The sequence below is a fragment of the Mycolicibacterium iranicum genome (assembly GCF_014190915.1).
In the GTDB taxonomy this organism is placed as follows: Bacteria; Actinomycetota; Actinomycetes; order Mycobacteriales; family Mycobacteriaceae; genus Mycobacterium; species Mycobacterium iranicum_B.
Genome location: NZ_JACHVU010000012.1, coordinates 71,858 through 95,919 on the forward strand (window position 1 = coordinate 71,858; position 24,062 = coordinate 95,919).

The following is a 24,062-nucleotide window of genomic DNA, read 5'->3' on the forward strand; positions in this document are numbered from 1 at the left end:
CGTGTCCCGGACCGGTCCTGTCCGGCCGGTTGGGTAGGGTTCCGCGCGTGATCAAGTCCGGCGCGCTCGAATCCGTAAATGCCCGTCTCGCTGAGGAACTGGCCGTAGGGGAGAACCAGGTGGCTGCGGCCGTGCGGCTGCTCGACGAGGGAGCGACGGTCCCGTTCATCGCCCGCTACCGCAAGGAGGCCACCGGCAGCCTCGATGACGGGCAATTGCGCCTCCTGGAGGAACGTCTCGGCTATCTGCGGGAGCTCGATGATCGCCGCAGTGCGGTGCTGGCCTCGATCAAGGAGCAGGGCAAACTCACCGCCGAGCTCACCGCGGCGTTGATGGCCGCCGACACCAAGGCGCGGGTCGAGGACATCTACCTGCCCTACAAGCCGAAGCGGCGGACCAAGGCGCAGATCGCCCGGGAGGCGGGGCTGGAGCCGCTGGCCGAACAACTGCTGACCGACCCGTCGCTCTCACCCGAAGCCGCCGCGGCGCCGTTCGTCGCCGGTGAGGTCGCCGATGTCGCGGCGGCGCTGGAGGGGGCGCGGCACATCGTCGTCGAACGCGCCGCCGAGAACGCCGAGCTGGTCGGTGGGCTACGGGAGCGGTTCTGGGAGACGGGGACCATCACCGCGAGGCCCGCCTCCGAGGCCGCGCTCACCTCGGAGAAGACCCAGAAGTTCCGCGACTACTTCGACCACGCCGAACCGCTGGCGGCGATGCCGTCCCATCGCGTCCTGGCCGTGCTGCGCGGCGAGAAGGAGCAGGCCCTGTCCCTGTCGCTGGACGGCGGCGAGGACGACACGTATCAGGCGATGATCGCGACGGCGCTCGGGGTGGACCTCACGGCGGGCGCGCCGGCCACGCCGTGGCTGGCGGCCACGATCGGTTTCGCGTGGCGCACCCGGCTCTCGGTCTCGGCCTCGGTGGACGCGCGCGTCCGGCTGAAGCTCCGTGCCGAAGAGGACGCGGTGACAGTCTTCGCCAAGAACCTCAAGGACCTGCTGCTGGCGGCCCCCGCCGGTAACCGCACCACGATGGGCCTGGATCCGGGGTTCCGCACCGGGGTGAAGGTCGCGGTCGTCGACGGGACGGGCAAGGTCCTCGACACCTGCGCGATCTTCCCGCACCAGCCGCAGAAGCAGTGGGACTCCGCCAAGGCCACGCTGGCCGCACTCGTCGCGCGTCACGGCATCGAGCTCATCGCCGTCGGCAACGGCACCGCCTCGCGCGAAACCGACGCTCTGGCAACGGAGTTGATCGCCGACATCCGGGCCGCCGGTGCTGCCGCGCCGAACAAGGCGATGGTCAGCGAGGCCGGGGCGTCGGTGTACTCGGCCTCGGCCTACGCCGCACACGAGCTGCCGGGTCTCGACGTCACGCTGCGCGGGGCCGTGTCCATCGCGCGGCGCCTCCAGGACCCGCTGGCCGAACTCGTCAAGATCGAACCCAAGTCGATCGGTGTGGGCCAGTACCAGCACGACGTGACGCCGGGAATCCTGGCCAAGAGCCTGGGCGCCGTCGTCGAAGACGCGGTCAACGCCGTCGGCGTGGACCTCAACACCGCCTCGGTGCCCCTGCTCTCGCGAGTCTCGGGGATCACCGAGTCACTGGCGGAGGCGATCGTCGCCCACCGCGACAAGGCCGGCCGTTTCCAGAACCGCCGCGCGCTGTTGGACGTTCCGCGGCTGGGGCCCAAGGCATTCGAACAGTGCGCCGGCTTTCTGCGTATCCGCGACGGCGAGGATCCCCTCGACGCCTCCGGCGTCCACCCGGAGTCCTATCCCGTGGTGCGGCGCATCCTCGACCGCGCGGGCCTGACATTGGCCGAGATCATCGGCGACGAACGAGCCCTGCGGGCACTGCGCCCCGGTGATTTCGCCGACGACCGGTTCGGCATCCCGACCGTGACCGACATCCTCGGTGAGCTCGAAAAGCCCGGACGGGATCCGCGGCCGGCATTCACCACCGCGACTTTCGCGGCGGGAGTGGAGAAGGTGGCCGACCTCAAGGCCGGGATGGTGCTGGAGGGGGTCGTCACGAACGTGGCGGCGTTCGGCGCGTTCGTCGACATCGGGGTGCACCAGGACGGGCTGGTCCATGTGTCGGCGATGGCGGACCGCTACGTGTCGGACCCCCACGAGGTCGTGCGGTCCGGGCAGGTGGTGCGCGTCAAGGTCGTCGATGTCGACGTCGAACGCCGGCGCATCGGCTTGACGCTGCGACTCAAGGACGAGACCAAGCCCGCGCGTGGTCCCCGCAGGGACGAGCGACCGCGGACCACAGCGCGGAAGCCGCAGCGGCCCAACGCCTCCGGTGCCACGACCGGCGCCAGGGCCGGCGGCTCGATGGCACAGGCGCTACGGGACGCGGGCTTCGGACGATGATCGTGACGGCGCGGCGGGGTACGGCGGTAGGCGCCGTGGCCCTCGCGCTGCTCTGCGGTTGCACCCGCCACGTCGACGATCCGCGGGGCACGCCGGAGTCGATGGCGGCACCGATCACCACCCAGCAGGTCGTGGACCTGCTCAGCCCGGCCGTGATCGGCGAGGACGGCAACCTGTTCGTCGTCGCCGAGCCGGCGGGGTGCGCGGGACTGGCCCGTGAGGTCGACCCGCCGTTTCTCGACGAAGGACGGCCGCTGGCCACCGACGGAGGTCACTGGACCACCGACGACGGCCAGTTCTTCATCGAGGAGATGGTCGCGGTGTACCGCTGGGACTTCGATCCGGCGGGCGCCCTCGACTCGGTGCGGGCGGCCATCGCCGACTGTGACGGGGACACGGTGACCGTCACCACCATGCAGGAGCGCACCTACGAGTTCACGGTGCAGCCGGCCGCCGCGGGGCCCGAGGGCAGCGTGCTGTGGTCCCTGCGGGCGGTCGACTGGAACTGCGACAACCTGTTCGTCGCCGCACACAACGCGGCGATCGAGATCACCACGTGCGGAACGAATCCCGGGTTCGACGTGCCAGGACTGGCAGCGGATGCGCTGGAGCGGATCGAGCGACTGGCCAACACGACGGCGTAGTCAGGCCCCCAGGTCGGCCCGCGAGGTGTCCTTCAGGTCGACGCCGGAACGGCCGAGCCGGCGCGCGCCGGCCACCAGCCGCACCGCGATGCGGGCAGCGGCCCGATAGCCGAGGCCGTCGGGCGGGTGGATGTTGGAGATGCAGTTGCGGTCGGCGTCGGTGCGCCCCGGCCGGGGCAGATGCGTCAGGTAGATACCGAGACTGTCGGCGACGGTGAGCCCGGGGCGTTCGCCGATGACCATCAACAACGTCGAGACACCCAGCGCCGCACCGACGTGGTCGCCGAGGGCGACTCGGGCCTGGGTGGCGATCACCGGCGGTGCGACCCGGTAGGCACCGCAGAACTCCTCCGCCAGCGCCGACAGCAGCGGAGCGCCGTGATCGGCGAGCGCGCGCGGCGACAGGCCGTCGGCCAGCACGATGCCGATGTCGGCCTCCGAACGCGGCAGCATCTCCAGACCGTCCGGCGTGCGACCGAGATCGGGTCGCCGCAGATACTCGCCCCGGGTGGTCGCCATGCTGCGGACGTGCCGCGGTGCCCCCAGGCCGACCGCGTCCACCTGGGAGGTGAGCATCTCAACGTCCAACGGCACATGGACCGCGTCGCGGGCAGCAGAGTGCGCGGCCTTGAATTCCAAAACACGGTGCGAGGGAAGGGAATTGCCTGCGCGCCCCAGGCCGATGCGGGCCTGCGTCGTGCTGCGCAGCGGGGCCCACACGTCACCCTCGACCGGGACCTGCGCGCTCATCCGCCGGCCGCCAGCGCGAGCAGCGGAGAGCGTGCGGGATCGACCGGCAGCACCCTGCCGTCGCCGTCGGCCATGCCGAGCCGGGCCAGCCAAGCCTCGAACTCGGGCGCCGGACGCAACCCCAGTGCCTTGCGTACGTACAGCGCATCGTGGAACGCGAGGCTCTGATAGCCGAGCATGACGTCGTCGGCGCCGGGCACCGTGATCACGAACGCCGCCCCGGCGACCCCGAGCAGGGTCAGCAGGGTGTCCATGTCGTCCTGGTCGGCTTCCGCGTGGTTGGTGTAGCAGACGTCCACGCCCATCGGCAGTCCGAGAAGTTTCCCGCAGAAGTGGTCTTCGAGACCCGCGCGCACGATTTGCTTACCGTCGTAGAGGTATTCGGGGCCGATGAAGCCCACGACCGTGTTGACCAGGAGAGGATCCAGCGCGCGGGCGACCGCGTACGCCCTGGTCTCCAGCGTCTGCTGATCCACCGGTCTGCCTCCGGTGCCCAGGTGCGCGCCGGCCGACAGAGCCGACCCCTGCCCGGTCTCCAGGTACATGATGTTGTCGCCGACGGTGCCGCGGCCCAGCGACCGGCCCGCCTCGTTGGCCTCCTGCAGCATCGGCAGCGTGATGCCGAAGCTGCGGTTGGCGCCCTGTGTTCCGGCGATCGACTGGAACACCAGATCCACCGGCGCCCCGCGCTCGATGAGGTCCATCGTGGTGGTGACGTGGGTCAGGACACACGACTGCATCGGGATCTCGAAGCGTTGCCGGATCTCGTCGAGCAGCTGCAGCAGATCCGAGGTGGCCTGCGGTGAATCGGTCGCCGGGTTGATACCGATGACCGCGTCCCCGCATCCCATGAGGAGACCGTCGAGCGTCGCCGCGGCGATACCGCGTGCGTCGTCGGTCGGATGATTGGGCTGCAACCGCGTCGCCAAGGCGCCCGGAACCCCGATCGACGTGCGGAAGGCGGAGCGGACCGTAGCGGCTGCGGCGACGGCGATCAGGTCCTGGTTGCGCATGATCTTCGACACCGCGGCGACCATCTCCGGCGTCAGCCCCGGCGCGACCGCGGCGATCGTCTGCGCGCTGTCGTCACGGGATGCGGTGTCCAGCAACCAGTCCCGGAACCCTCCGACGGTGAGGTGGGAGACGGGGCCGAAGGCCGGCCGGTCATGGGTGTCGATGATCAGTCGTGTGACGTCGTCGGTCTCGTAGGGCACCACCGGCTCTTCCAAGAAGGTCGCCATCGGTAGGTCAGCCAGAACCCATGCCGCGGCGGCTCTTTCGGCGTCCGAGGCGGCCGCGCAGCCCGCGAGTTCGTCTCCGGAGCGCTGCGGTGTCGCTTTGGCCAGGACGTCGACGAGGCTGTCGAACTGGTAGGTGTGCCCCGAGATCTGCTGGCGGTAGGTCATCTCAGTTCGTCCTCGGCGGCCGCCAGCGCGGCGAACTCCTCGTCGGGGGAGTTGGCCACCAGGTGGTGCCTGCTGTAGAGGCCGAAGTACGCCATGAACGCGGCGAACACTCCGAGGCAGCACAGCGCGGCGACATGGTCGACGAGGAATGTCGCGATGACGGCGAGCACTGCGACGACGAGTGCGAATCCGGTGGTCGCGACGCCTCCCGGGGTGCGGTAGGGGCGGGCCATGTCGGGTTCGCGCCGGCGCAGCACGATGTGGCTGACCATCATCAGCACATAGCTCAGCGCAGCGCCGAACACCGCCATGTTCAGCAGCAGCGCTCCCTGACCGGTCAGGGACAACGCGAAGCCGATGGCCCCGGGCACGATCAGCGCCAGGGTCGGCGCCTTGCGCGAGTTCGTCACCGAGAGCACGGTCGGCAGGTAACCCGCCCGCGACAGCGCGAACAGCTGGCGCGAGTACGCATAGATGATCGAGAAGAAGCTCGCGATCAGCCCCGCGAGGCCGATGTAGTTCACCACCTTGGCCCACACGCTGTCGCCCAGCGCCTCGACGAGTGGATTGCCCGACTCCGACATCGCGGCGGCGCCGCCGGCGCCGGTGGTCAGCACAAGGACCGCCACGCAGGTCACCAGCAGCACTGCCATCGCGGCGATGATGCCGCGGGGCACATTGCGCTCGGGTTGGTCGGCTTCCTCGGCGGCGAGCGGAACGCCTTCGATGGCCAGGAAGAACCAGATCGCGAACGGGATCGCGGCCCACACGCCCAGCAGGCCGAACGGCAGTAGCGGCGACGCGCCCGCCGCATCGGTGACCGCGATGTCGGTCAGGTTGGCGGTGTCGAACTGACCGACCGCGGCGACGGCGAACACGATCAGGCCGACCAGCGCGATACCGGTGATCACGAACATCACCTTGAGCGCCTCGCCGACGCCGGACAGGTGGATGCCGATGAAGATCGCATAGGCGGCGAGGTAGACCCACCACCCGTCGGTGATACCGAACAGGCCGAGCGACTCGACATAGGCCCCGATGAACGTCGCGATCGCCGCGGGGGCGATCGCGTACTCGATGAGAATGGCGGTGCCCGTGGCGAATCCACCCCACGGTCCGAGGGCGCGGCGCGCGAAGGTGTAGCCACCTCCGGCCGCGGGCAGGGCCGAGGACAATTCGGCCATCCCCAGCACCAGTGCCAGATACATCGCGGCGATCACGACCGCGGCGATCGCGAGGCCGCCGAACCCGCCCTCGGCCAGGCCGAAGTTCCATCCGGAGTAGTCCCCGGACACCACGTAGCTGACGCCCAGGCCGGCGAGCAGAATCCACCCCGCGCTGCCCTTCTTCAGCTGTCGCTTCTGCAGATAGGCATCGGATTCCCGATGAGTGCCGACCCCGCTCATGGTGGAGCTCCCTTCATGCTGTGACCTAGCACACTAGCCCACGCCGAGTTGCAACAACGTTGCACCTACAATCCAAAGTTGTTGACGCACAACGAAATACACACAAAAGACGCATGCGAAAGGCGAACGCGACGACGGCGTCGCACCCCGGACGGCGCGCGGGAACCGCACGATGGCGATACGCTCCAGCCGGTCCGCCGGACAACCCCGGGACGGACTTAAAGGTCGGCTGACCGACCTTTAGGGGAGCCTAAGGGCTCGGCAAGTCGGTGTCCACCCCTGCGCACGTTTCACCCCACCTGTAACAGCAGTTGCACAGTGTCCGATAGATCACACACACCGGTGACGGAAGGGGACGGCGTGGGCATGACGCTGGGGCTGGCCTTGACTTCGGACGAGGTCGTCTGGGTTCTGGTCGACGAGTCCGACGGCACCGTCGTCGACCACGACGTGATCGAGGTGTGTTCCGACACCGAGATCGCCGGCGCCGCGGCGCGCGGGGCGCACGCGATCGCCGCCAACGGCGGTTTCGACATCGGCCACATCCGCCTGACCTGGAGCGAGGACGTCGCACGCGACGGCCTGAGGCTACGGACCCGGCTCGGCTGCCTCGGCTTCGACGCCATCGAAGTGGTGCCGTTCCGGTGTGCCGGCGCGGTGATGGTGCACCCCGACCTGGATCCCGGCCTGGCGCTCGCCTACGGCGCTGCCTTCGCCGATGTCGACCCGCGCGAGGCGCTCACCGAACCGATCACCCGCCCACGGTCCGTCCGCCGCCGGTCCGCCCGTGCGCGGATCGCCGTCGCCGTTCTCGGCGCGGCGGCGGCCGCCGCCGTCGCCGGCCTGCTGTCGACGTCGGGCACCGGGCCGCAGGTCGAACAGACTGCCGCCGCCGCGGCGCAACCGTCGCGGTCCGATTCCGGCTGGGTCGCCGTTCCCGCCCCGTCGGACGCGACGGCCGGTGTCGTCCGCAAGGTGGTCGAGGCGCCCTCCCCAGCCACCCAGGAGACCGAGACGTCCACACCTGCCCCGCTGCGGGCAGCCTCGACCGTCGCCACGCAACCCGTGCCGTCCGCGCCCGAACCCGCCCCGGTCGCGGTGGCGTCGGTAGCGCCCCTCGATCTGCCCGGGGAGGCCGGTGGTGTGCCGCATCTACCCGACGGCGTCCCGCACCTGATGGCCATGCCCGAGGCGCCGGCGCCCGTCGCTGCCACCGCGCCGGAGTCCGTGCCGGCCGAGCAGCCCCACCTGCCCGGCGATCAGCTCGCGGAGGGATCGACCCCCGAGATGACAGATCTGGCGAATCTGTTCACTGCCCTGCCCTGAGCCGCTAACGTTCACGCCGTGACGGCGGTGGATCTTGCCCTGGGTTTGCGCGACGTGGTTCGTGAAGGGGCCGCCGAATCCGAACAGTTGCGCACGATGAGTCCCGCGATCGTCGAGGCGATGTGGACGAGCGGACTGATGACGGCCTTCAACCCGGCAGCCGGCGGTGGCGTCGAACCGTCCTTCGCCGAGATGATCGACACCTGGATCGAGATGGCCTGGCAGGACGGGTCGTTCGGCTGGGTGGGGATCGCGAACCTGCCGTCGTCCTTCGCCGCGGCGACCTACCTGCCCGACGCGGGATTCGCCGAGGTGTTCACCGCCAACGGCAACCGCGTCACGATGGGTGGGCAGTTCTTCCCGAACGGTCAGGGAGTGGCGGTCGACGGCGGCTACCGGCTGAGCGGATCCTGGAGTTTCGGGTCGGGAACCGGTCACGCCGAGTACGTGGCGGCCGGCTTCATGCCGATGGACGACGGTGAGATCCGGTGGGCCGCCGAGGGTGTGCCCGACATGCAGGTCGCGGTCGTCCCGCGGGACCAGGTCGAGTTCAAGGACGGCTGGCACGTCCAGGGGCTCAAGGGCACCGGGTCCTACGACTACGCCATCGCCGACGTCTTCGTACCGCAGGAGCGCACCTTCGCGCTGTTCACCCGGGAACCCCGGCGGGGGAGTTCGCCCGCGACGCGGATGGGGATGATGCCGGTGACGGCCGCCGGTCATGCGGCCTGGGCGCTCGGTGTCGCCAAGAGCATGCTCGACGACGTCGAGGAACTGGCCGCGACCAAGTACCGGATGAGCGATATGGCGGCCCTGGCCAGCCGACCGACGTTCCAGAAGGGGCTCGCCCATCACGTCGCGGCCTGGCGGGCCGCACGACTGCTCGTCCACGACGCGTTCGGCACCGCCGAAGCCGCTGTCGCCGGGGGAGCGGAGCTCACGCCAGGGCTCCGGGCCGACATGCGGGTCGCGGCGGTGTTCGCCACCGACACCGCACGGGCGTGCGCCGAATGGGCCCATCTCGTCGCCGGAACGAGCGCGATCCGTGAAGGGACCCGCCTGGAGCGGGCCTTCCGCGACATCTACACCGGAACCCAGCATGCGTTCATCAGCGAGAAGGTGGCCATCGACGCCGCGCAGGTGTGGCTCGGCATCGTCGAGGACCAGTTCGGGCTCTGATCGCCGCCGCCTGCCCGATCGCGCCCGTCACGAACGGTCCGACCGACCCGGCCGACCTCGCCGAGCAACGTCCCGCGGGCACGCCTCAGGAACGCCGGCGCGAAGGTCGTGACCGCATACCCGGCCACCGAGATCGACGCCGCGCCCGCCCATTCCGCAGACCCTGAGTGGCCGCGACGGCCGCTGGTTATATATGCTAATTATCCGGCTCATCATCGACGCGGGAGTGATGCGATGACCTCGTACAAGACCACCTTGACCGGCGCCGTCGCTGCGTGCGGACTGGCCGTGGGACTTCTCGGTGGCGCGATCGCGCCCGCGCTCGCGCAACCCGCTCCGCCGCCACCGCCTGTCCACGGCGAACCAGTCCCGGCCTGGGCGCCGCCGAAGCCTGCGGAGACCTGGATCGGCCAGCCGGTGGTGTGGAACTCGGGTTGGGGTGGACGCTGGGGCGTGTGGATCAACGGCGGATGGATCTCCCTGACGTCGAACCCTGTCACCGGCGGCGGCTAGCCACAGGCGAGATCGACCAGCTGTCTAGCTGCGCTATATAGTTACGGAAACTACGAGGCAGGAGCAACGATGAGTGGACTGAAGAGTCGCATCGCCCGCGTGGGACTGTCAGTCATCGGCGCCGCCGCGGTCTGCCTCAGTGCGGCCGGCCCGGCGCTCGCCGACTCGACCGAGGATTACCCGATCCCGCGCCGCATCATCCACACCACCTGCGACGTCGAGCAGTACATGGCAGCAGCACGCGACACCAGCCCGGTCTATTTCGAGCGGTACATGATCGACCGTAGCAACCGGCCCCTCGACGTGCAGCAGGCCGCCTTCGACCGCATCCACTGGTTCTTCTCGCTCGATCCCGTCGGACGTCGCCAGTACTCGGAGAACACCGCGACCAACGTGTACTACGAGCAGGTCGCGACCCGGTGGGGCAACTGGGCGAAGCTGTTCTTCAACAACAAGGGCGTCGTCGCCCACGCCACCGACGTCTGCATGAACTACCCGCGCGGCGACATGTCGGTGTGGAACTGGGTCGTCCGCTAGTCGGCGCGTTTCACGCCGACGGTGATCAGATCGGAGATCGGCGTCCACACCGGACGCCGCACCCGGTGCTGATCCTCGACGTCGAACCCGGCGTCGCCGAACAACGTCCGCATCTCCGACGGCGCCGGGCTGTGCGACGGGTTCAGCTGGTCGGCAGAGAGCAGCCGTAACGCCAGACCGGACCACTGCTGTCGCGGGCTGAGCGTCGCCACCGCGGCGAACCCGCCCGGTGACAACACCCGGTGGAATTCGCGCAGCGCGGCCGGCTGATTGAACCAGTGGAACGCGGAGGTCGTGACCACCGCGTCCAGGCTGGCGTCCTCGAACGGCAACTGCTCGGCCGGTGCCGTACGCCACTGCACGTCCTGCGAGCGATTCGCCGCCTGGGCGAGCATCCCCTCGGACAGATCCACGCCGAACACCGCCTCGGGCGTGCGCTCGCGTGCGATGCGGTCGGCGAGAATCCCTGTGCCACAGCCGACGTCGGCGATCCGCCGGGAACCGTGGGCGGTCAGCAGCGCGATCATCTCGTCCTGGGCGGGACGGTACACCCACTGCTGCACGACCGCGGTGTCGTAGATCGGCGCAGCGAATCCCCAGAACCCGGTGACGGCGTCGTTGAACCGCCTGCGGAGGGCCACGGCTGGGGCTAGCGGGCCACGTCGATGATCGGCAGCTTGTCCGGGCAGTACGTGCGCAGCGCCGCGGCCAGGAACTGCCAGGCCTGCTCGGTGGTGGCGCCCTTCTGCAGCTGGTCGTGCACGAACTCCGCGGAGGCGAACGCGTCCCGGTCCACACCCATGTGCGAACGCTTGCAGGCGATCTTGCCGATCCAGGCGTTGTAGTCCTTCTGCCCGTAGATGCCGTAGGTGTTCAGCTCGTTGGCGAAGGCGGTGTCGGGGTCGGCCGCCGCGGGTGCAGCGAAGCCCAGGCTCACGACCACCGCGGCGGCACCGATCATCAGCGACTTCATACCCTCACTCCTTCTGATGGATCCGATTGCAGCCCACCGGGTCTCGGCCACGGCGCGGGGACGGGACGGGTGCGCACCCGCTGCGGCCACCAGAACCACGGCCCCAGCAGTGCGGCGATGGACGGGGTCATGAACGCGCGGATGACGAGTGTGTCGAACAACAGGCCCAGGCCTATCGTCGTACCGACCTGCCCGATGACGGTCAGTTCACTGACCGACATGGACATCATCGTCAGCGCGAACACCAGCCCCGCGGCCGTCACCACCGACCCACTACCGCCCATCGCGCGGATGATGCCGGTGCCGATACCGGCATGGATCTCCTCTTTGAGCCGGGAGACCAGCAGGAGGTTGTAGTCGGCGCCCACCGCGAGCAGGATGATCACCGCCATCGCGAGCACCATCCAGTGCAGCTCCTGGCCCAGGATGTGTTGCCACAGCAGCACCGACAGGCCGAACGAGGCGGCCAGCGAGAGCACCACCGTGCCCACGATCACCGCGGCCGCGACAACGGCCCGCGTCAGGATCAACATGATGATGAAGATCAGGCCCAAGGCCGAGATACCGGCGATCAGCAGGTCGTAGTTGTTGCCGTCCTGCATGTCCTTGAACGTCGCAGCGGTACCGCCGAGGTAGACCTTGGACCCCTCCAGCGGGGTGCCCTTGATCGCCTCCTTGGCCGCGGTCTTGATCTTGTCGATCTTGGCCACGCCCTCGGGGCTCAGCGGATCGCCCTCGTGGGAGATGATGAACCGCACCGCATGTCCGTCGGGGGACAGGAACTGCTCCAGGCCGCGCTGGAAGTCCGCGTTCTCGAAGATCTCCGGCGGCAGGTAGAACGAGTCGTCGTTCATCGAGTCGTCGAAGGCCTCGCCCATGGCGTCGGCGTCCTCGGACATCGCCGCCATCTGATCCTGCTGACCCTTCTGCGACTGGTACATCGTCAGCATCATGGTCCGCATCGTCTTCATGGTCTCGATCATCTCGGGCATCAGCGCGACCATCTGGGGCATCAGGGTGTCCAGCCGCTTCATGTCCGGCAGGATCGCCCGGAAGTCGTCGGTCATCACGTTGATGCCGTCGAGGGTGTCGAACACCGACCGCAGCGCCCAGCAGACCGGGATGTTGTAGCAGTGCGGTTCCCAGTAAAAGTAGTTGCGGATCGGGCGGAAGAAGTCGTCGAAGTTGGCGATGCTGTCGCGCAGGTCCTCGATGTCGGTCAGCATGTTGTCCATCTTCGAGACCATGCTGTGGGTGATGTCGGCCATCTGCGCGGTCAGGCCCGACATCTTCTCCATGGTCGCGATGGTGTTGGCCATCTCGTCCGCCTGCACCAGCATGTCGGCCATGCGGTCCTGCATGTACTTCTCGTTGAGCCGCTGCGTGGTGCCCTGCATGCTCATCTGGAACGGGATCGACGTGTGCTTGATCGGCTTGCCGTCGGGCCGGGTGATCGCCTGCACGCGCGCGATGCCCTCGACCCGGAACAGCGCCTTGGCGATCTTGTCGATGACCAGGAAGTCCGCCGAGTTGCGCATGTCGTGATCGCTTTCGATCATCAACAGCTCGGGGTTCATGCGCGCCTGGTCGAAATGCTCGTCGGCGACGGCGTACCCCTCGTTGGCGGGCAGATCGGCCGGCAGGTAGTCGCGGTCGTTGTAGTTCGTCTTGTAGCCCGGCAGCGCGAGGAGGCCGACGAGGGTGATGGCCATCGTCGCGACCAGGATGGGGCCGGGCCAGCGCACGACGGCCGCGCCGATCTTGCGCCAGCCGCGGATCCGCATCGCGCGCTTGGGTTCCATCAGTTTGCCGAACCGGGTCGCCAGGCTGATGATCGCGACCATCAGCACGACACCGGCCATCACGACCACGAACATGCCGATCGCCAGCGGCACACCCATCGTCTGGAAGTACGGCAGCCGGGTGAAGCTCAGGCAGAACGTCGCACCGGCGATGGTCAGGCCCGATCCCAGCACGACGTGGGCCGTGCCGTGGAACATCGTGTAGTACGCGGTCTCTTTGTCCTCACCGGCCGACCGGGCTTCCTGATATCGGCCTATCAGGAATATCGCGTAGTCGGTGGCAGCGGCGATCGCCAACGTCACCAACAGGTTCGTCGCGAACGTCGACAGCCCGATGATCTCGTGGTGGCCGAGGAACGCGACCACACCGCGGGCGGTCGCCAGCGACAGCACGACCATGACCAGCGTGATGAGCACGGTCACGATGGATCGGTAGACCAACAGCAGCATCACGATGATGACGGTGAACGTGGCGGCCTCGATGAGCCGCATGCTGCGGTCGCCGGCAATGTGCTGGTCAGCGGCCAGCGCCGCCGGTCCGGTCACGTAGGCCTTCACGCCCGGCGGCGCCTCGAGGCTGTTGACGATGTTCTGGACGGCCTTGACCGACTCGTTGGCCAGCGCCTCGCCCTGGTTGCCGGCCAACTTGACCTGAACGTAGGCCGCCTTGCCGTCGTTGCTCTGGGACCCTGACGCGGTCAGGGGATCACTCCAGAAGTCCTGCACGGACTGCACGTGCACGGTGTCGGCTTCGAGGCGCTCGACCAGTTCGTCGTACCACGCGTGGGCTTCGTCGCCGAGGGGCTGCTCGCCCTCGAAGACGATCATCACCGAGCTGTCCGAGTCGCCTTCCTCGAACAGTTCGCCGACCTTCTTCATCGAGATCATCGACGGCGCATCGTTGGGGCTCATCGACACGGCCTGCGCCTCGCCGACGGCCTCGAGTTGGGGGACCGTGACGTTGACGACGACGATCAGCGCGATCCAGCCCAGGATGATCGGCACCGCGAACATCCGGATCATCCGGGGGATGAACGGGCGGTGCTGCCGGCGCGCCGCGGGGAACTCGTCGGTTCGGGCGTCGGAAACGGGCGTACTCATGCGGATTTGACGAAGCAGAAGGTCTGGGCGTTCAAGCCGTCGGTCGTTCTCTCGTCCTTGAGTTCGTCGTCGACGAAAATGCGGCAGGTGATGGTCCCGCCGTCACCCTGGGCGACGATGTTTGGTGCGGCGGAGGGCTCGGTGGTCTCCAGCGTCAGCGACCAGGGCAGTGCCGCGCCGTCGACCCGCTGCGGCTTGGCGTCGAGGTCGAGGTAGTTGACGTCGGCATAGCTGCCGGAGCCGCTGATCTCGTAGCGAACGACCTTGGGATCGAAGGGTTCTGGGAGGTCGGCGAAGTTGCGAGGGGTCTCGATGATGCCCTCGGCGCCGAAGAACGTCCGGATGCGTGCGACGGTCAGTCCTGCGATCACCACCACGGCGATGATGAGCAGCGGCAGCCAAATCTTCTTGCCGATGGCGATCACGACTGCCGACCCCGATTTGTGGCGCGCATTTGACCCCTGGAACTCGTATCTAATGTTGTGCTGATCGTAACTTAGCCCGTATAAGTTCTCACCCGGCCACAGATTAGCTCAAGCGATTGTGTCGCTGCTAACTCGTTTCCGGGCCCGCGGTGCAGGTCACTAATTGACGCCTACGACAGTACCCTTGACCGTCCCGCAATTGCGCTGCTAGACATAGCGACAGCGAATGCTGAGCAGTCGCACAGTCTGGCGAGGAGAGTGCACGGATGACGGTGTCTTCTGAGTCTTCTCCACCGGCCGACGTCTATTACGACCCCTACGACGTCGACATCACCGCCAACCCGTATCCCACCTACGCACGACTGCGCGACGAGGCGCCACTGTATTACAACGGGCGCTACGACTTCTGGGCGCTGTCGCGTCATTCCGACGTCGAGAAGGCCCTGCTCGACTGGGCCACGTTCTCCAACCGCCGCAGCGACATCCTGGAGCTGGTCAAGTCCGACTTCGACATGCCCAAAGGCGTGATGATGTTCGAGGACCCGCCGGAACACACGATGCTGCGCGGGCTGATGTCGCGGGTGTTCACCCCGCGCCGCATGGCCGAGATCGAAGACCAGATCAGGCGGTACTGCGTGCGGTGCCTGGACCCGCTCGTCGGCTCGGACGGCTTCGACGTGATCTCCGAGCTCGCGGCGACGATGCCGATGCGGGTGATCGGCATGCTGCTCGGCATCCCCGAGTCAGAACAGATCTCGGTGCGCGACGCCAACGACGCGAACCTGCGGACCAGGCCGGGCGCGCCGATGAAGGTCGCCGACGCCGACAGGATCGCCGACGGGCGCATCTATGCCGACTACGTCGAGTGGCGGGCGGCCAACCCGTCGGACGACCTGATGACGGCGCTGCTGAACGTGGAGTTCACCGACGAGGCCGGGGTGCACCGCAGATTGACCCGCAAGGAGGTCCTGCACTACACGCAGGTCGTCGCCGGCGCCGGCAACGAGACCACCGGCCGGCTCATCGGCTGGTTGGTCAAGGTGCTGGCCGAACATCCCCGGCAGCGTCGCGAGATCGTCGAGGACCGGACGCTGCTCGGCCGCACGATCGACGAGACGCTGCGATTCGAACCGACGGGACCTCACGTGGCCCGATACCTGGCACGGGACTTCGAGTACGACGGCACGACCGTGCCCGCCGGCAGCGCGATACTGCTCCTCTTCGGCGCGGCCAATCGCGACGAACGCCGCTACCGGGAACCCGACACGTTCGACATCCACCGCGACAACATCAGCCACCTGACCTTCGGCAAGGGGCTGCACTACTGTCTGGGCGCCAACCTGGCGCGTCTGGAAGGCCGCGTGGCCCTCGACGAGCTACTCAACCGCTGGCCGGAGTGGGACATCGACTACGCCAGCGCGCGGCTGGCGCCGACCTCCACGGTGCGCGGCTGGGAGCATCTGCGGCTCCTGCCGCGCTGACGGGCCCGCTCTAGGAGCCGGTGCCGCCCATCGTGCCCGTCTCGGTGTCGCTGTCCTGCCCGGTATCGGTGGCAGCGGTGTCGAGCACGCTGACCGCGATGCCGTACGGCAGGAATCGCACGCGCCGCGTCGGATCGGTGTTGTCCTTGTTGGCCCGCAGCGCATCGAGTTCGGTCGGGTAGACCTGTTCGATGTGCGCGCCGCCGGCCTCGTCAAGGGTGTAGATGGCCCACACCCCGTCCCCGGCCTCACCGGTGGTCTCGGGCCGGGAGCGGGGCCGGGTGGTGCGGGAGAACTCGTCGAACAACGTCGACCAGCCCGCCTTCTCGCCCGGGGTGCTGATGAATCTGCCGAGCCCGTCGAGGGCGTCGCGCAGACCCTCGCCCGCTTCGCGGACGACGCGGTCGAGATCTTCGGGGTCGAATCCGAACGGGCCGTTGCTCCTGCTCATGATGGTCCTCCTGCTGGATGCGCCGTCAACACGGGCGGTTGACAACCAGTGTGCCCGCGTCGGCAGGTCCAGTCGACTGTCGCCCGCCGAGGTGGTAGGCATCCGTATGCCCTTCACACGCGCCGACGTGCTGACCGCCGCGCAACGGTCCCTGACCGCCGCGGGTGCACACGACCGCGACGGCTGGCTGAGTCTGTTCACCCGCGACGGCCGCGTCGAGGATCCGGTCGGGTCGGCACCGCACCAAGGGCACACGGACCTGGGGCGGTTCTACGACACGTTCATCGGGCCGCGCACCATCACCCACCGCCTCGACGGAGACATCGTGGTCGACACGACCGTGATCCGCGATGTCGAACTCGAGATCGACATGACCTCGGCGCTGACGATGCGGGTCCCCACCTTCATCCGGTACGACCTGCGCACGGAGTCCGACGAACTCAAGATCGGGGCGCTGTCGGCGTACTGGGAACTGCCGGCGATGATGGCCCAGTTCGCCCGCGGCGGCGTGGGGGCAGTGCCCGCGGGGGTGTCCCTGGGCAGGGCGATGTTCACCAACCAGGGACTGACCGGGACGCTGGGCTTTCTCGGCGGTTTCCGCGGGCTGGGCAGCGGCGGCAAGGCCGTGTTCGCGCGCTTCCTCGACAACGCCTGCGCCGGGGACGAAGTCGGCATGCGGCGGGTCGTGTCCGACACCCCCGTCACGGTCGGCGACACCGATCCGCTGACGGCGTCCGATCTGCTCAAGCTGCTCGCAGGCGGGACGTGGAGCAAGCTGATTGGCTCGGGACGCTCGGTGTCCGCCCGCGTCGAACGCGAGGGGCACCGGAGCGTGGTCATCGGCGAGATCGGCGAGGGTGGGGGCCGCAACCGCGCCGCGCTGCGCCGGATCCGGTACTTCGGCGAGATCAACTGACCACGGCGACCCGGCAACGTTTCGGTCGCGGTGTCGCGCAGCGCCCGGCAGACGTGAGAACGTAGCAACACCATGTCCGCTTCCTCGTTCGACCCGACCGAGCCGTCGCACCCGACCCCGTCTTCCGCGACAGGGCCGTCCACAGCGGGGCCGTCCGCAACGGGGCCGTCCGCAAAAGGGGCGTCCCGCCCGACCGACCCGTCCGATCCCGACTTCCTCATCCCCACGGACTATGTGTCCTACGAAGAGTTCGGCCGACGTTTCTTCGAGGTCGCCGTCTCCGAGGAGCGGGTGGGCGCGGCCATCGGTGAGATCGCGGGCGACGCGTTCACGATGGGTCCGATCGCCCAGGGCCCCGGGCGGATCGCCAAAGTGACCGCCAAGGTGCGGATCCAGCAGCCCAGAGTGAGCCGACAGCTCGGTGAGCTCATCACCTTCGCGATCCGCATCCCGCTCGAGATCGACATGGTCGTCGACCTGAAAATCGACAAGCCCAAGTTCATGGTCTTCGGTGAGATCTCGCTGCGGGCCACCGCCAAGGCCGCCGAGCCGCTGCTGCTGATCCTCGATGTGGAGAAGCCCCGCGCGTCGGACATCACCATCCACGTGACATCGCAGTCGCTGCGCGCCGAGGTGGTCCGCATCATCGGTGGCATCGACGCCGAGATCAAGCGGTTCATCGCCATGCACGTCGCCGGCGAGATCGACAGCCCGGAATCGCAGAAGGCCAAGATCATCGACGTCGCCCAGCAGCTCGACGAGACGTGGACCGGTATCTGACCCTCAGGCGCTGAGCGCCTCGAGCTCCGGGCGGCGCGGGTCGCGGCCGTCTCCCACCGCCTTGCCCCGCAGATGTGTCCACAGGTACGGCATCAGCATGTTCTGGGTCCACAGGAACTGCGAGTACATGCGCGACCGGAACGACGGCAGCGCTGCGCCGGGATCCGCGTCGGCCCAGTCGTGGCTGCTGCCCGGCAGCCCCAGCGCCTCGGCGGCCGCGGCGGCGAACAGCGCATGGCCCTTCGGTGACCCGTGCACCCGGTCCAGGCTCCAGGTGTCGGGCTGGGTCATCGACGGCGCGGCGAACAGGTCGACGAGACGGAACCCGTACGCGGCCGCCGCGTCCCGGATCTGCGCATTGATGGTGACCAGCCGCCGGGCCAGCACCCGGCCGATCGGCAGGATCCGGGCCAGATCGGGAAACGTCGTCGTGACCACCGTCGCCCCCGAGGACGCGAGCCGCACGTGCATCTGGTCCAGCTGCTCCAGTGCGCGTTCGAAGCCGGCGCCGGGCCTGGTCATGTCGTTCATGCCGATGCACACCGTGATGAGGTCGGCCCGCATGTCCAGCGCCCGCGGCAGCTGGTCGTCGAGCACGTCGCGGATCTGCCGGCCGCGGATCGCGAGGTTGGCGTACTGCAGGCCCGGCCGCAGGTCGTCGAGCATCACCGCCAGCCTGTCGGCGAAGCCGGCGAGGCCGGACGCGTCATCGCCGTCCCACAGCCCCTCTGTCTGACTGTCGCCCAGCGCGACATACCGGGAGTACCCGATCACAGTGGGGACTCTAGTGCCGCGATGTCGTGTGCACCTGTTGTGCCGCGGTCGGCGCTACAGCAGGTCGGCGCGCCACTCGGGCAACCGGCCCGACACCCGCACCACGCCCGGCGCGAAGGTCAGCGACGTCAACTGCAGCCCGTGGGCCATCTCGGGGAGCTGCACCGGATACGCCGGTATCCGCGCAGGCAGTTGCCAGCGCCATCTCCCGAGACCCGCACGGCGCGCGGACAACCACAGGGTGGAGCCGTCGAGCCTGGCCTCGACTTCGAGATGGCCCAGGCGCGGACGCCGGGCCAACCGCACCCGCGCCACCCCGTCGGCGCCGACCGCTGCCGAGATTCTCGGCGCCGCGGCACGCCGCAGGTCGTCCACCGCTGCCGCGGGGACGTCCAGCATCAGGTCCACGGGTGCTGCGACGAGGACCGGAGGAGCACCCGGCCGGACGCGCACGTTGCGCATCGTGACGCGGGCGCGGTCGAAATGGCTTGCACGCCATGTGATCCGCTCCACGGTGGCGGTGAAGTCCTCGACATGACCCGTGGCCAGGCCCCGGGCGTCCAACCGGGAGCTCAGCTCGGTCACCGTCATGGTGAGGTCGGCGCCGTCGAGACGCAGGGTGAGCCGGCGGCCGACCACGAAACGCCGGACGGGCACCATCGCGGTCGCCGACCACAGAGAGGTCAGCAGGTCGACCGGCCGGAACGGATCGAACCGCCGTGGACGGGTCATGATGGCGCCCATACTATCGTCGGACGATGCCCAAGCTCAGCGCCGGCCTGCTGCTGTTCCGCGAAACCGACGGTGCTGTGGAAGTGCTGATCGGCCACCCCGGTGGGCCGTTCTGGGCGCGCAAGGATGACGGTGCGTGGTCGATTCCGAAGGGTGAGTACCTCGAGGGGGAGGATCCGTGGACCGTCGCTCAGCGGGAGTTCGCCGAGGAGATCGGCAAACCCGCACCGCGCGGCCCACGGATCGAGTTCCCGCCGGTGCGCCAGCCTGGCGGCAAGATCGTGACCGCGTTCGCGGTGCGCGGCGATCTGGACCTCGAAGGCACCGTCAGCAACACGTTCACTCTCGAATGGCCCAGGGGCTCCGGCACACTCAGGGAATTCCCGGAGATCGACCGGGTGGGCTGGTTCGACGTGGGGGCGGCGCGGGAGAAGCTGCTGAAGGGCCAGCGCCCGCTGCTCGACCGGTTGGCGGAGGCACTCGCACGCGGCGAACCGGACGGGTCTCGATGGCATTGATCGTCAACGCGCGCCCGTGGAACCGCCAGCCCCGCGGGGTCCGCAGGTACTCGTCGTCGTAGCGCAGGTGCCACACCAGGTCGGTGGCCACACCCGCGCCGTCCACGCTCCAGTGGTGGGCGACGCATGTGATGCGGCCCAGCGCATAGTCCCTGTCCTCGGCGCGCGCATAGACCTCACCGACGATCGCATGCTCGGTGCGCGTGACGTGAGCCAGAGCCGTCATCGCCGAGCGCACACCGTCGTGGCCGTGGTGACAGTGCGTGGGCTCCAGCGAGCGCGGCGGGTCCGGAACCCGGAATTCGGCTGTGTCGGTGAACAATTCGAGAACGTCGTCGAACCTGCGGTCGTCGACGGCGGACGCGTAGAGGTGCACGAGGTCGCTGACCGCCAGCCGGTCGGGGACGTCCAGGGTCACGGCAGCGGCGGCGAACTGTTGCTGCGGCGGATGTCCTCGCGGCATTCCCGGCGCGTCTGACCGGTCTGCGCCATGCAGGTCAGCACCGGGAACGCCTCCTCGGTGGGCAGCGGCGGCTCCGTCGGGTCGGGAGGCGGTGTCGAGGTCGGACTGGGCACGTCACCCTGGGTCAGCGACCAGATCGTGGTGTCCGATCCGGGGATGGACGCACAGTAGGCGGTCGCACCGCTGTCGGTCGTCGCGGTGCTGTCCTTCGTCGAGCAGTTCGCGCCGATGACGACACCCGCAGGGGCAGCCGAGGTCGTGACGGTATCCGTGACGGTCTCGGTGGCCTCGACCGTCGTGGTGGGCGTGGGGGGCGGCGGGGCGACACTGCTTTCGGCCGTCGTCGCGCTCGTGGCCGCGCTCGGGGCGGGCGGGCGCGCCGCCGGAGACTCCTGCGTCCGGTCGGCGCGCAGGAATTCGACGGCGGCCACCGCGACCGCCACGACGAGGAGCACCGCGAGCACGGTGGGCACGAGCACAGCCGGCCGCAGCCGGCGAGCGCGTGGCTCGGAGGATTCGGCCGGCACCGCCGAAAGACGTGTGACGCCCGAATCGGCCCCGGCGGCTCCGGATATGCGATGCCCGAGAGCTCGGGCGAAGTCCGCGCACCGTTCGTAGCGGTCGTTGGGGTCCTTGGCCAGCGCCTTGGCGAACACCTCGTCGGCGCCCGAGAGGTCGGGGCGATGATCGGCGATGGCCGGCGGCGTGGCCGACAGGTGCTGGCTGATGACCACCGCGGGGTTGGCATGGGAGAACGGCGGCGAACCCGTCAGCAGATGGAAGGCCGTTGCCGCCAGGGCGTATTGATCTGCCCGGCCGTCGAGGTCGCGGGCCATCAACTGCTCCGGGGCCGCGTAGGACACCGTGCCGACGGTCATGTTGGTGGCCGTCAGGCCGCTGATGTCGTCGTCCCATCTCGCTATGCCGAAGTCGGCCAACAGAATTCGCTGATCCGGCGAGCCGGGCCCGGCCAGCAGGATGTTCGCCGGCTTCACATCGCGGTGGAGCAGATGACGTTCATGGGCGTAGTCGAGCGCCTCGGCGACCGCGCCGACGATCTCGGCGACCTGAGGTGCCGGCATTCCGCCGCCGTGCTGTTCGGCGAGCAGACGTGCGGCATCGGTGCCCTCGACGTAGTCCATCGAGATCCAGATCTGACCGTCGAACTCGCCCCGGTCGTGCACGCCGACGATGTGCGGATGCCACAGCGTGGCGGCGATGTCGGCCTCCCGGTTGAACCGCTGCCGGTACTCGGAGTCGGCCGACACCGCGGCGGGCAGCACCTTCAGCGCGTCCCGGCGGGGGAGCCTGGGGTGCTGAGCCAGGTACACCTCGCCCATGCCCCCCGAACCCAGCAGGTGCACGATCGTGTACCCCGCGAACGTCTCACCTGCGGCCAACGGCATGGCCGCATCGTACCGACGGGGTCAGCGATCCCGGGTCAAAGATCCAGGGTCAGAGCCGAACCCTGAGCGGCCCGGGACACGCACGTCAGCATCAGCCCCGCCTCGCGTTCGGGATCGGTCAGCAGAGCGTCCCGGTGCTCGACCTCGCCGCCGAGCACGCGCGTGCGGCAGGTCCCGCAGAAACCCTGCTGACACGAGTACGACGCGGGTACCCCGGCCCGCCGCAGGGCGGCGAGCAGTGTCTCCTCCGCCCCGACGTCGACGCGCGCGCCGGTCGATCCGATCGTGACCGGGAACGGGTGACCGTCGACGACGGGCGGTGCGGCGAACCGTTCGAAATGCAATTCGACGTCCTCGCGTCCGACGAGCGCGGATCTGATGGCGCCGAGCATCGGGGCCGGACCGCACGCATAGACGGCCGTGCCCGGCTCGCACGCGCCGAGCAGGTCCGAGGCCGACGGCAGCCCGCGCCGGTCGTCGGTGCGGATCTCGACGGCCGCGCCGTGGGCGGCGACGTCGTCGACGAACGGCAGGCTCTCCAGGGACCGGCCCGTGTAGATCATCGACCAGTCGATGCCGAGGCGGCCCGCGAGGGCGATCATCGGCAGGATCGGCGTGATACCGATACCGCCTGCGATGAAACGGATTCGGCGTGCGGGGGAGCCGTAACCGGGGACCGTCAACGGGAACGCATTGCGGGGACCGTGCGTGTGCACCGTGGCGCCCACCGGCAGCGCGTCGTGCACCTCCAGGGATCCGCCGCCGCCGTCGGGGATACGCCGGACCGCGATCCGATAGTGGTCGGAAGCGCCGGGGTCACCGCACAGCGAATACTGGCGCACCCGCCCGCTGGGCAGGTGCAGATCGATGTGAGCCCCGGGAAACCATTGCGGCAGAGCCGAATCCGACGCGTCGCGGAATGTCACCTCGACGACGTCCTGGTCGAGTGCCACCGTCCGCCGCCCCGCGACGGTCAGCGCGAAGGTGTCGGGCGCACCGGCCGGTGGCCGGATGCGGCGCACCGCCGCCGATGCGGCGAAGAGTCCGGAGATCGCGGCGTCGGCGAAACTCAACGTGACGTCATGGCGCAGCCGTCCCGAGGCGCTCGGCGGCGTCTGCCGGTAGCGGTCGAAGAGACGCATCAGGTGTGGGCGGCGCGGGCGGCGGGGGAGGTCGCCAGGTAGGCGACCGCCTGCGCGGTCGATCCGAGCTGCTCGGGGGAGTAACCGGGCCGGAAGTAGCCGAGCGTGGTGGATCCGAACAGCGTGCGATACAGGGGGAGCAGCCCGAGCTTGGAGTCGCGCATCCGCATCCGGTTGAACTTCCACCAGGTGGCGTCCACGGACGGATCGTTCTTGACCAGGTACCACGCCGCGCGCTGGAAGAACACGAACAACATCGTCGCCGACACGGCCATCGCCCGGATCCGGGCGGGATAGCTGTCGTGGAAGTACACCGCGACATCGTGGGCGACGCTGCGATGCTCGACCTCTTCGCTGCCGTGCCACCGGAACATGTCGACCAGCGTCGGATCGGCTCCGTGATCGTCCCAGGTGCAGTTGAGGGCGAAATCGCCCATGACCGCGGTGTAGTGCTCGATCGCGGCGATCAGCCACAGGCGGTCGCAGAGGTGGTTCATCCGGCGGGCTTCGTCGGCGCCGTCGTCGAGCGGGGCCAGCGAATTGGAGAACAGGTGCTCGATCTGGGCGAGGACGGGCGACGGGTCCACCCCGTGGCTGATCATGAACTCGTGCAGCACCTGATCGTGCACATCGGCATGGGTGGCTTCCTGACCGATGAAGCCACGGATGTCGTCGGCCAGCTTGGGGTCCTTGACCAGCGGGAGTGCCTCGTTGAACGTCTCGACGAACCAGCGCTCACCGGCGGGCAGGACGATGTTGAGGACGCTGACGACGTGGGAGGCCACCGGATGGCCCGGGATCCAGTGCAACGGGACGTCGGCGACGTCGAAGTGCACTTTGCGGGCCTGGATCTGGACTGGGCCCGGGTCGATCTCGGCGTCGAATCGGCGCGGTCGCAACATCTGCGGCTCCTGTTCGTCGTGACTCCGGTGGAGTTTACGACGATTTAGTGGGAA

At 68.8% G+C, this 24,062-nt stretch carries 23 protein-coding genes and 1 pseudogene; 10 read left to right on the forward strand and 14 right to left on the reverse strand.

What is annotated here, in order from left to right:
* The first annotated feature begins 47 nt into the window (after positions 1-47).
* Complete coding sequence (locus FHR72_RS21630) at positions 48-2,381, forward strand: Tex family protein (RefSeq protein WP_183471996.1); 2,334 nt, start codon at positions 48-50, stop codon at positions 2,379-2,381.
* On the forward strand, positions 2,378-3,025 hold the full coding sequence (locus FHR72_RS21635; RefSeq protein WP_183471998.1) for a sensor domain-containing protein: 648 nt from the start codon (positions 2,378-2,380) through the stop codon (positions 3,023-3,025). The genes FHR72_RS21630 and FHR72_RS21635 overlap by 4 nt, the downstream gene beginning before the upstream one ends.
* Here the strand turns inward: FHR72_RS21635 and eutC are convergent, their stop codons facing one another.
* Genes eutC through eat form a run of 3 tightly spaced genes read right to left on the reverse strand, consistent with a single transcriptional unit; the run spans position 3,026 to position 6,587 of the window.
* Complete coding sequence (gene eutC / locus FHR72_RS21640) at positions 3,026-3,775, reverse strand: ethanolamine ammonia-lyase subunit EutC (protein WP_183472000.1); 750 nt, start codon at positions 3,773-3,775, stop codon at positions 3,026-3,028.
* Positions 3,772-5,181: an ethanolamine ammonia-lyase subunit EutB gene (locus FHR72_RS21645; RefSeq protein ID WP_183472002.1), complete on the reverse strand. Its 1,410-nt coding sequence runs from the start codon at positions 5,179-5,181 to the stop codon at positions 3,772-3,774. The genes eutC and FHR72_RS21645 overlap by 4 nt, the downstream gene beginning before the upstream one ends.
* Positions 5,178-6,587 carry an ethanolamine permease gene (gene eat / locus FHR72_RS21650; protein ID WP_183472004.1) on the reverse strand — a complete coding sequence of 470 codons (1,410 nt, stop codon included), beginning with the start codon at positions 6,585-6,587 and terminating at the stop codon, positions 5,178-5,180. Before eat ends, FHR72_RS21645 begins: the two co-directional genes overlap by 4 nt.
* Positions 6,588-6,953: 366 nt before the next feature.
* Here eat and FHR72_RS21655 point away from each other — a divergent pair, with 366 nt between their 5' ends.
* The 4 genes from FHR72_RS21655 to FHR72_RS21670 all read left to right on the forward strand — a co-directional run bounded on the left by FHR72_RS21655 (position 6,954) and on the right by FHR72_RS21670 (position 10,142).
* On the forward strand, positions 6,954-7,913 hold the full coding sequence (locus FHR72_RS21655; protein WP_396888494.1) for a DUF7159 family protein: 960 nt from the start codon (positions 6,954-6,956) through the stop codon (positions 7,911-7,913).
* Between the two features lie 18 nt (positions 7,914-7,931).
* The gene (locus FHR72_RS21660; protein WP_183472007.1) at positions 7,932-9,092 is read left to right on the forward strand and encodes an acyl-CoA dehydrogenase family protein; all 1,161 of its coding nucleotides are present in this window, start codon (positions 7,932-7,934) and stop codon (positions 9,090-9,092) included.
* Between the two features lie 234 nt (positions 9,093-9,326).
* Positions 9,327-9,605, forward strand: coding sequence for a hypothetical protein (locus FHR72_RS21665; protein ID WP_183472009.1), 279 nt, complete (start codon positions 9,327-9,329; stop codon positions 9,603-9,605).
* A gap of 69 nt (positions 9,606-9,674) precedes the next feature.
* Positions 9,675-10,142 (forward strand): DUF5078 domain-containing protein, encoded by a 468-nt coding sequence (locus tag FHR72_RS21670; protein WP_183472012.1) that lies wholly within the window; start codon positions 9,675-9,677, stop codon positions 10,140-10,142.
* Here the strand turns inward: FHR72_RS21670 and FHR72_RS21675 are convergent.
* From FHR72_RS21675 to FHR72_RS21690, 4 genes are read right to left on the reverse strand one after another with little or no spacing between them, the layout of a single operon-like run.
* Positions 10,139-10,783 carry a class I SAM-dependent methyltransferase gene (locus tag FHR72_RS21675; RefSeq protein WP_183472014.1) on the reverse strand — a complete coding sequence of 215 codons (645 nt, stop codon included), beginning with the start codon at positions 10,781-10,783 and terminating at the stop codon, positions 10,139-10,141. The two genes, FHR72_RS21670 and FHR72_RS21675, sit on opposite strands and share 4 nt — an antisense overlap.
* Positions 10,784-10,791: 8 nt before the next feature.
* Positions 10,792-11,115: a DUF732 domain-containing protein gene (locus tag FHR72_RS21680; protein ID WP_183472016.1), complete on the reverse strand. Its 324-nt coding sequence runs from the start codon at positions 11,113-11,115 to the stop codon at positions 10,792-10,794.
* Positions 11,112-14,018, reverse strand: a complete 2,907-nt coding sequence (locus FHR72_RS21685; RefSeq protein ID WP_183472018.1) for an MMPL/RND family transporter — start codon at positions 14,016-14,018, stop codon at positions 11,112-11,114. The genes FHR72_RS21680 and FHR72_RS21685 overlap by 4 nt, the downstream gene beginning before the upstream one ends.
* A complete protein-coding gene (locus FHR72_RS21690; protein ID WP_183472020.1) occupies positions 14,015-14,443 on the reverse strand; it encodes an MmpS family transport accessory protein in 429 nt (142 codons plus the stop codon). The genes FHR72_RS21685 and FHR72_RS21690 overlap by 4 nt, the downstream gene beginning before the upstream one ends.
* Positions 14,444-14,709: 266 nt before the next feature.
* On the opposite strand from FHR72_RS21690, the gene FHR72_RS21695 reads away from it, so the two are divergent.
* On the forward strand, positions 14,710-15,924 hold the full coding sequence (locus FHR72_RS21695; protein WP_183472022.1) for a cytochrome P450: 1,215 nt from the start codon (positions 14,710-14,712) through the stop codon (positions 15,922-15,924).
* 10 nt (positions 15,925-15,934) lie between these two features.
* Here the strand turns inward: FHR72_RS21695 and FHR72_RS21700 are convergent, their stop codons facing one another.
* On the reverse strand, positions 15,935-16,375 hold the full coding sequence (locus tag FHR72_RS21700; RefSeq protein ID WP_183472024.1) for an Rv0313 family protein: 441 nt from the start codon (positions 16,373-16,375) through the stop codon (positions 15,935-15,937).
* A 106-nt stretch (positions 16,376-16,481) separates the two neighbouring features.
* Here FHR72_RS21700 and FHR72_RS21705 point away from each other — a divergent pair, with 106 nt between their 5' ends.
* Entirely contained in the window at positions 16,482-17,291 is an 810-nt protein-coding gene (locus tag FHR72_RS21705; protein WP_183472026.1) for a nuclear transport factor 2 family protein, read from the forward strand.
* Positions 17,292-17,510: 219 nt separating this feature from the next.
* Positions 17,511-18,071 carry a hypothetical protein gene (locus FHR72_RS21710; RefSeq protein WP_183472127.1) on the forward strand — a complete coding sequence of 187 codons (561 nt, stop codon included), beginning with the start codon at positions 17,511-17,513 and terminating at the stop codon, positions 18,069-18,071.
* Between the two features lie 3 nt (positions 18,072-18,074).
* On the opposite strand, the gene FHR72_RS21715 is transcribed toward FHR72_RS21710, so the two are convergent.
* Together FHR72_RS21715 and FHR72_RS21720 are read right to left on the reverse strand one after the other, a co-directional pair.
* On the reverse strand, positions 18,075-18,845 hold the full coding sequence (locus tag FHR72_RS21715) for an SGNH/GDSL hydrolase family protein (RefSeq protein WP_183472028.1): 771 nt from the start codon (positions 18,843-18,845) through the stop codon (positions 18,075-18,077).
* Positions 18,846-18,899: 54 nt separating this feature from the next.
* Positions 18,900-19,577 (reverse strand): hypothetical protein, encoded by a 678-nt coding sequence (locus FHR72_RS21720; RefSeq protein ID WP_260156163.1) that lies wholly within the window; start codon positions 19,575-19,577, stop codon positions 18,900-18,902.
* A 26-nt stretch (positions 19,578-19,603) separates the two neighbouring features.
* Between FHR72_RS21720 and FHR72_RS21725 the strand changes: the two genes are divergently transcribed.
* Complete coding sequence (locus FHR72_RS21725) at positions 19,604-20,095, forward strand: NUDIX hydrolase (RefSeq protein ID WP_183472032.1); 492 nt, start codon at positions 19,604-19,606, stop codon at positions 20,093-20,095.
* 22 nt (positions 20,096-20,117) lie between these two features.
* On the opposite strand, the pseudogene FHR72_RS21730 reads toward FHR72_RS21725, so the two are convergent.
* From FHR72_RS21730 to FHR72_RS21745, 4 genes and pseudogenes are all read right to left on the reverse strand, one after another.
* Positions 20,118-20,558, reverse strand: a pseudogene (locus FHR72_RS21730) (nuclear transport factor 2 family protein); the annotation flags it as partial.
* The gene (locus FHR72_RS21735; protein WP_183472034.1) at positions 20,510-21,964 is read right to left on the reverse strand and encodes a serine/threonine-protein kinase; all 1,455 of its coding nucleotides are present in this window, start codon (positions 21,962-21,964) and stop codon (positions 20,510-20,512) included. The gene FHR72_RS21735 and the pseudogene FHR72_RS21730, both read right to left, overlap by 49 nt.
* 35 nt (positions 21,965-21,999) lie before the next feature.
* Entirely contained in the window at positions 22,000-23,106 is a 1,107-nt protein-coding gene (locus tag FHR72_RS21740) for a PDR/VanB family oxidoreductase (protein WP_183472036.1), read from the reverse strand.
* A complete protein-coding gene (locus FHR72_RS21745) occupies positions 23,106-24,008 on the reverse strand; it encodes a metal-dependent hydrolase (protein WP_183472038.1) in 903 nt (300 codons plus the stop codon). Before FHR72_RS21745 ends, FHR72_RS21740 begins: the two co-directional genes overlap by 1 nt.
* Between the last annotated feature and the right edge of the window lie 54 nt (positions 24,009-24,062).

Coding starts and splice junctions, on each gene's coding strand:
- FHR72_RS21635 (WP_183471998.1), top strand. CDS start 2,378: ATGATCGTGACGGCGCGGCGGGGTACGGCGGTAGGCGCCGTGGCCCTC.
- eutC (WP_183472000.1), bottom strand. CDS start 3,775: ATGAGCGCGCAGGTCCCGGTCGAGGGTGACGTGTGGGCCCCGCTGCGC.
- FHR72_RS21645 (WP_183472002.1), bottom strand. CDS start 5,181: ATGACCTACCGCCAGCAGATCTCGGGGCACACCTACCAGTTCGACAGC.
- eat (WP_183472004.1), bottom strand. CDS start 6,587: ATGAGCGGGGTCGGCACTCATCGGGAATCCGATGCCTATCTGCAGAAG.
- FHR72_RS21655 (WP_396888494.1), top strand. CDS start 6,954: ATGACGCTGGGGCTGGCCTTGACTTCGGACGAGGTCGTCTGGGTTCTG.
- FHR72_RS21665 (WP_183472009.1), top strand. CDS start 9,327: ATGACCTCGTACAAGACCACCTTGACCGGCGCCGTCGCTGCGTGCGGA.
- FHR72_RS21670 (WP_183472012.1), top strand. CDS start 9,675: ATGAGTGGACTGAAGAGTCGCATCGCCCGCGTGGGACTGTCAGTCATC.
- FHR72_RS21680 (WP_183472016.1), bottom strand. CDS start 11,115: ATGAAGTCGCTGATGATCGGTGCCGCCGCGGTGGTCGTGAGCCTGGGC.
- FHR72_RS21685 (WP_183472018.1), bottom strand. CDS start 14,018: ATGAGTACGCCCGTTTCCGACGCCCGAACCGACGAGTTCCCCGCGGCG.
- FHR72_RS21695 (WP_183472022.1), top strand. CDS start 14,710: ATGACGGTGTCTTCTGAGTCTTCTCCACCGGCCGACGTCTATTACGAC.
- FHR72_RS21700 (WP_183472024.1), bottom strand. CDS start 16,375: ATGAGCAGGAGCAACGGCCCGTTCGGATTCGACCCCGAAGATCTCGAC.
- FHR72_RS21705 (WP_183472026.1), top strand. CDS start 16,482: ATGCCCTTCACACGCGCCGACGTGCTGACCGCCGCGCAACGGTCCCTG.
- FHR72_RS21720 (WP_260156163.1), bottom strand. CDS start 19,577: ATGACCCGTCCACGGCGGTTCGATCCGTTCCGGCCGGTCGACCTGCTG.
- FHR72_RS21725 (WP_183472032.1), top strand. CDS start 19,604: ATGCCCAAGCTCAGCGCCGGCCTGCTGCTGTTCCGCGAAACCGACGGT.
- FHR72_RS21735 (WP_183472034.1), bottom strand. CDS start 21,964: ATGCCGTTGGCCGCAGGTGAGACGTTCGCGGGGTACACGATCGTGCAC.
- FHR72_RS21740 (WP_183472036.1), bottom strand. CDS start 23,106: ATGCGTCTCTTCGACCGCTACCGGCAGACGCCGCCGAGCGCCTCGGGA.
- FHR72_RS21745 (WP_183472038.1), bottom strand. CDS start 24,008: ATGTTGCGACCGCGCCGATTCGACGCCGAGATCGACCCGGGCCCAGTC.